Here is a 5088-nt window from a genome sequence, read left to right on the forward strand (position 1 = left end):
CCACCCGGCTGACTCGCGCACCCGGGGGCGGTGAGTCAGCCGGGTGGGTGCGGCCGGACCTAGCCGATCGCCGGGTAGGCGTTGGCGACCAGCATCTCGAACTGGGCCTGGAACCAGTGGCCCGACAGCGGGGCGTCCGCGAGGGCGCCCGTCAGCCGGCCGCCCAGCTCGCTGGACTGGTACGTCGGGTCGCACATCCGGTCCAGGCGCTTGCCCTCGTCGTTCGGGATCTCCGTGGACGAGCCGTCCGACTCGCCCGGGGGCTTGACCCAGACGTAGGCGTCGAGGTGCGACTCCGCGTGGCCGGACGGCGCGACCGTCGGCCGCTCACCGATGCCGGCACCCGACGGGTTGCACCAGGCGCCGCGGTGGTTGCGGCGGTCCACCTTGGACTCGTTCACGTAGGTGTTGAGGTCGGTGGAGGTGCTGACCGCCGTCGGACGGGCGGACCCGCCCCAGCCGTTACGACCGGTGTCGACGAGCATGCCGATGCTCGACGGGGCGCCCTGCGCGACCATCAGGTCGTAGAGGTTCGCGGTCCAGTCGATCTCGTCGAAGTCGGGGTTCCACTCGAACCAGCCGGCGGACTTCACCTGGCCGCCGCCGACCTGGAGGTCGGGGTTGGTCAGGTACGTCTCCTCCAGCGGCGTGGTGTTCGCCGTGTTGGTGACGAACCCGGACACGGCGTTCCACCCGTAGGTGCTGCCCTCGATCACGTTGGCGAACTCCTGCGCCGCGCCGCTGGAGTTGTTCGGCCAGCCGAGCCAGCCCGAGTGGGCCGCGTCGATGTAGGAGTAGACGTTGCCCACCTCGTACAGCTCGGAGATCGCGTACTGCACTCCCTCGCGGTAGTACGGGGCCGCCGCGACGCAGTCGGCGTCGGACTGGTTGGTCACGAGGTTGGGCAGCGAGTCGGGCTCGATCGTGGCGACGATCCGCAGGTTCTCGTACTCGGGCTGGTTCAGCAGCGCGACGATCGGGTCGATGTACTCGGTCTTGTACCGGGTCATCCCTTCCGCGGTGGCGGGCAGCTCGCCGTTCGAGGCGAGGGCATGGCAGTCGCGGCCGGGTAGGTCGTAGATGACCACGTTGAACACCAGGGGCGAGCCGCCGGACTGCGCCACCGCCTGGTCGAGGTGCCACTCGAGGCCGTGCTGCCGCTCGGTGCCCTCGATCGCGGCGATGCGGTCCATCCAGACCGACGTCGGCTCGTCGGCGATGGCGCGCATGTCTGCGGCGAGGGCGGCGTCGCCCACCTCGTCGGCGGCCGTCTCGACCAGGGCCGACCAGTCCGGGTTGACGTACTGCCCGGCCCCGACGAACGGGTTGTCCTCGAGCGCGACGGCGGGAGCGCTCCCGACGGCGACGAGCGCGGGAACCGCGAGCAGGACGCCCGCTGCCGCTGCCGCCACGGTGCGGGACCTGCGTGGGGACGTGCCGCGGGTGCGGCGAGGTGCTGATGACACGGTGACCTCCGTTGGCCGGACCGAGCGCGCGCCGCGCCGGCCCCGGGGCCGGACGACGGTCCGCGCACCACGGCGGCTCGTTCCGCCGCGGCTTGGCGCAACTTTGCCTACCGTTTGGCTGCGGCAGAACCGTCTTAAACGATTAGCCGCCGGGCGGCGGCGCCGTCGAACCGCGCACCACGAGCCGCCCCACCGCCACGGTGCCGGACGGCGGCTCCGCGCCCGGCGCCCGGTCCGCACCCGGCCCGGACCCGGCGGCACGCCGGCCCGGACCGGTGCCGAGCGCGGTGCGCAGCGCCCGGCCGGTGGCCCGGCCGAGCTCCTCCACGGGGTACGGCACGGCGGTGAGCGACGGCGTCGTCAGGTAGCACGCCGGCGAGTCGGTCCCGGCGACCACCGACAGGTCCCACGGCACGCCGAGGCCCAGCCGCCGGGCGACGTCGAGCACGAGCCCGGCCGTCGCGTCGTCGTCGGTCACCACCGCCGTGGGGCGGTCGGCGGCGGCGAGCAGCGGGCGCAGCGCCGCCGCCGCGCGCTCGGGCCCGTCGCCCGCGACGGTGCGCAGGTCGAGACCACGCCGGGCCAGCGCCGCCTCCAGGGCGGCGGCCCGGCGCGCGGGCGAGACGAGGCGCTCGGACCCCGCCACCATCGCGACCCGCCGGTGCCCCAGCTCGGCCAGGAAGCCGCCCACCTGCTCGAACGCGTCGCCGTCGTCGAGCACCACGTGCTGCCAGGTGGCGGGCGCGGCGTCCGGCGCGGTGCCCACCACGACGGCCGGCGCGGGCAGGGAGCGCAGGGCGGCGAGGCGCTCGTCGTCCGCCCGGACGCCCGTGACCACGAACGCGGCGTAGCGCCGCTCGGTCCACCAGCGGTCCATGAGCTGCGCGGCCTCGGCAGTGGAGCCGGCCACGTGCACGGCGAGCGTGAGGGTGTCCGGGCCGAGGGTCTGGAGCGCGCCGGTCACGAGGTCGAGCGGGAACGCCGCCCGGGTGCCGAACGGCTGGTCGTGCACCACGACCAGCGCCGCGGCGGCCGGGCCGCTGCGCAGCGAGCGGGCGGCCGTGGCGGGCCGCCAGCCGAGCTCGTCCGCCGCGCGGAGCACGCGCTCCCGGGTCGCGGCGGAGACCCCGCGGCGCCCGTTGAGCGTGTACGACACGACGGCGGTCGAGACGCCGGCGGCCCGGGCGACGTCGACGATGGTCGGCCGTCGCGCAGGGGTCGAGTAATCGGACACTTCAGGATGGTTCGGTCGCGACGTTGGGACCATAACCACGTAGCATGCACCCTTGGGTGAATTTTGCACAGCGTCAACGAAGACGGGTGTATAAGCATGCTTAACGGAAAGCGCAGGTATGTGATCGGGGTGCTGTCCCCGGTCGTCGGTGGTTACTACTTCGGACGGTTGCTCGCCGGGATCGCGCGCACCGTCCGCCCGGAGGGGCACCGCGTGGTCGCGGTGCAGACCTATCCGGCGGACCTGGAGCGCGAGCAGTTCCCGGACCGCCCGCCCGGCACCGCGGCCGTGAGCCTCGGCCAGCTCGACGGCGTCATCGTCATCACGTCGGCCGTCAACGAGGCGACGCTGCTGCGGATCGAGGCGGACGGCACGCCGGTGGTGCTGGTCAGCGAGCGCACCACCAGCATCGACGCCCCGGTGGTGACGCCCGACAACGAGGGCGGCACGCGGGCCGCGGTGGAGCACCTCATCGCGCACGGGCACCGGGAGATCGGGTTCCTCGGCAGCCTGCGCCAGGCCGACATCGTCGAACGGCACGCGGCCTACGTCGCGACGCTCACGGCCCACGGCATCACGCCCCGGCCCGAGTGGCTCTACCGCACGGCCGACAACCAGGAGGCGAGCGCGGCGACCGTGGCGCAGGCCGTCGTGGGCGGCCCGGGCCTGCCGACGACGGCGACCGTCGCCGCCACCGACCGCAACGCGATCGGGTTCTCCCGCGTGCTGCGGGCCCAGGGGCTGTCCCTGCCCGGTGACCAGGCGATCGTCGGCTTCGACCACTCCGAGGCGGGCGCCCGCGTGCGCCCCCGGCTCGCGTCCGTGGACCCGCACCACGACCAGGTGGGCGAGCTGGCCGTGTCCCTGCTCCTCGCCCGGATCCGGGGCGAGCGCGTGGCGGGCCAGCACCTGTCGCGCTCCACGCTGGTGACCCGCGAGTCCTGCGGCTGCGTCGACGCGCGGGCAGGCGCACTCCTCGAAGGCCTGCCCGCACAGGAGGGCTCGACGGCGTGGCGCCGGTTCGGCGAGGTGGCGCGCGCGACGTTCGACGGCGCCGAGGCGCGGCTCGGACCGGGTGCCGACCTGGACTCGTGGATGCGCGGCGTGCAGCGGCTGTTCCGCGGTGCGGCGGCGCTGGGCCAGCCGCCCACGCAGGCGACGCTCACGAGCCTCGCCGAGAGCACGCGCGTGCTGCGTCCCCACCCCGAGGCGCTGGAGCAGCTCATCCCGGCGCTGCGGTCGGTGGAGGAGGAGTTCCGGGAGGAGGTGCGCACCGGCCAGGTGGGGGCCGGCCCCGGCGGGGAGCCGGGGGCCGCGGCCCGCGCCCCGAGCCGGGCCGCCCGTGCCCGCGCCGTCACCCGGACCGCGACCGACGTGCTGGTCGCCCTCAGCGCCGGGTGCACCCAGACGCTCCTGGCCCGGTCGGGACAGCTCGAACGGACGATCACCGACCAGTACGAGCTCGACCTCGACCTGCTGCACGCCGACGGGCGCGCTATCCGGGCGCTGACCTGGCTCCCGCGCGGGCACCGCAGCCCGGCCACGCTCGCCCTGTGGACGGACACCGAGGGCGCGCCCGGTTCGGCCGGGGCCTCCGGCGGGGCGGCCGGACCACCGTCCGGCCCGGTGGACGCGGCGCGGACCCTGGAGATCGTGGGCACCACCGCCACGTCCCGCCAGGCGACGGCGCTGGTGGGCAGGCGCATGCCGGTGGGCACGTTCCCGCCGCCCGCACTCTCGGGCGAGGGGGTCGTGTTCGTGGTCCCGGTGACGTTCGGGCAGAGCGACTGGGGCATGCTGGCGATCGGCGGGGGCGTGGACACGCGCGCCACGAGCTCGCGCGACAAGTACGACCACTGGGCGGCCATGGTCGCCGTCGCGCTGGACCGGGAGGACCGGCTGACGTCGCTGCAGCGGCAGCGGGCCGCGCTCGCGGAGGCCGCGGACCGGGAGCGGGCGCTCGTGCTGGACCTGCGCACCGAGGTCGAGCGCAACGCGCTGGTCCAGGACGTCGCCCTGGAGGGCACCTGGGACTGGGACATCGCGACCGGGCAGGTCTTCTACTCGCGCACCTGGCGCGCCCTGGTCGGCCTGCCCGACGACGCCGCGTGCACCGGCATCGAGGAGTGGACCGGGCGGGTCCACCCCGAGGACGTGCGGACCGTGCAGATCGCGATCGCCCGGCAGCTCGCGGGCGCGGCGGAGCCGCTCGACCTGGAGCACCGCCTGCTCGCCGCGGACGGCCGCGAGATGTGGGTGCGCTGCCGCGCCACCACCGTGACCGACGACGCCGGCGTGCGCGCCCGGATGATCGGCGTGCTGATCGACGTCACCGGCATGCCGGCGCGGGAACGGCGGGGCGTCGCACGCTGACGGCCGCGCGGTGAC

The 5088-nt window shown here is 75.1% G+C and carries 3 protein-coding genes; 1 reads left to right on the forward strand and 2 read right to left on the reverse strand.

Going from position 1 to position 5088, the window contains the following annotated elements; all coding sequences use genetic code 11:
• Positions 1 to 59: 59 nt before the first annotated feature.
• Both ACFWEJ_RS27135 and ACFWEJ_RS27140 read right to left on the reverse strand, forming a co-directional pair.
• The gene (locus ACFWEJ_RS27135) at positions 60 to 1466 is read right to left on the reverse strand and encodes a glycoside hydrolase family 6 protein (protein ID WP_377232284.1); all 1407 of its coding nucleotides are present in this window, start codon (positions 1464 to 1466) and stop codon (positions 60 to 62) included.
• A gap of 142 nt (positions 1467 to 1608) precedes the next feature.
• On the reverse strand, positions 1609 to 2700 hold the full coding sequence (locus tag ACFWEJ_RS27140) for a LacI family DNA-binding transcriptional regulator (protein ID WP_377232285.1): 1092 nt from the start codon (positions 2698 to 2700) through the stop codon (positions 1609 to 1611).
• Between the two features lie 96 nt (positions 2701 to 2796).
• Here ACFWEJ_RS27140 and ACFWEJ_RS27145 point away from each other — a divergent pair, with 96 nt between their 5' ends.
• Positions 2797 to 5073 carry a substrate-binding domain-containing protein gene (locus ACFWEJ_RS27145; RefSeq protein WP_377232286.1) on the forward strand — a complete coding sequence of 759 codons (2277 nt, stop codon included), beginning with the start codon at positions 2797 to 2799 and terminating at the stop codon, positions 5071 to 5073.
• Positions 5074 to 5088: the final 15 nt, after the last annotated feature.

It is taken from the genome of Promicromonospora sp. NPDC060204 (assembly GCF_042728455.1).
Lineage (GTDB): Bacteria > Actinomycetota > Actinomycetes > Actinomycetales > Cellulomonadaceae > Promicromonospora.

Coding starts and splice junctions, on each gene's coding strand:
- ACFWEJ_RS27145 (WP_377232286.1), top strand. CDS start 2,797: ATGCTTAACGGAAAGCGCAGGTATGTGATCGGGGTGCTGTCCCCGGTC.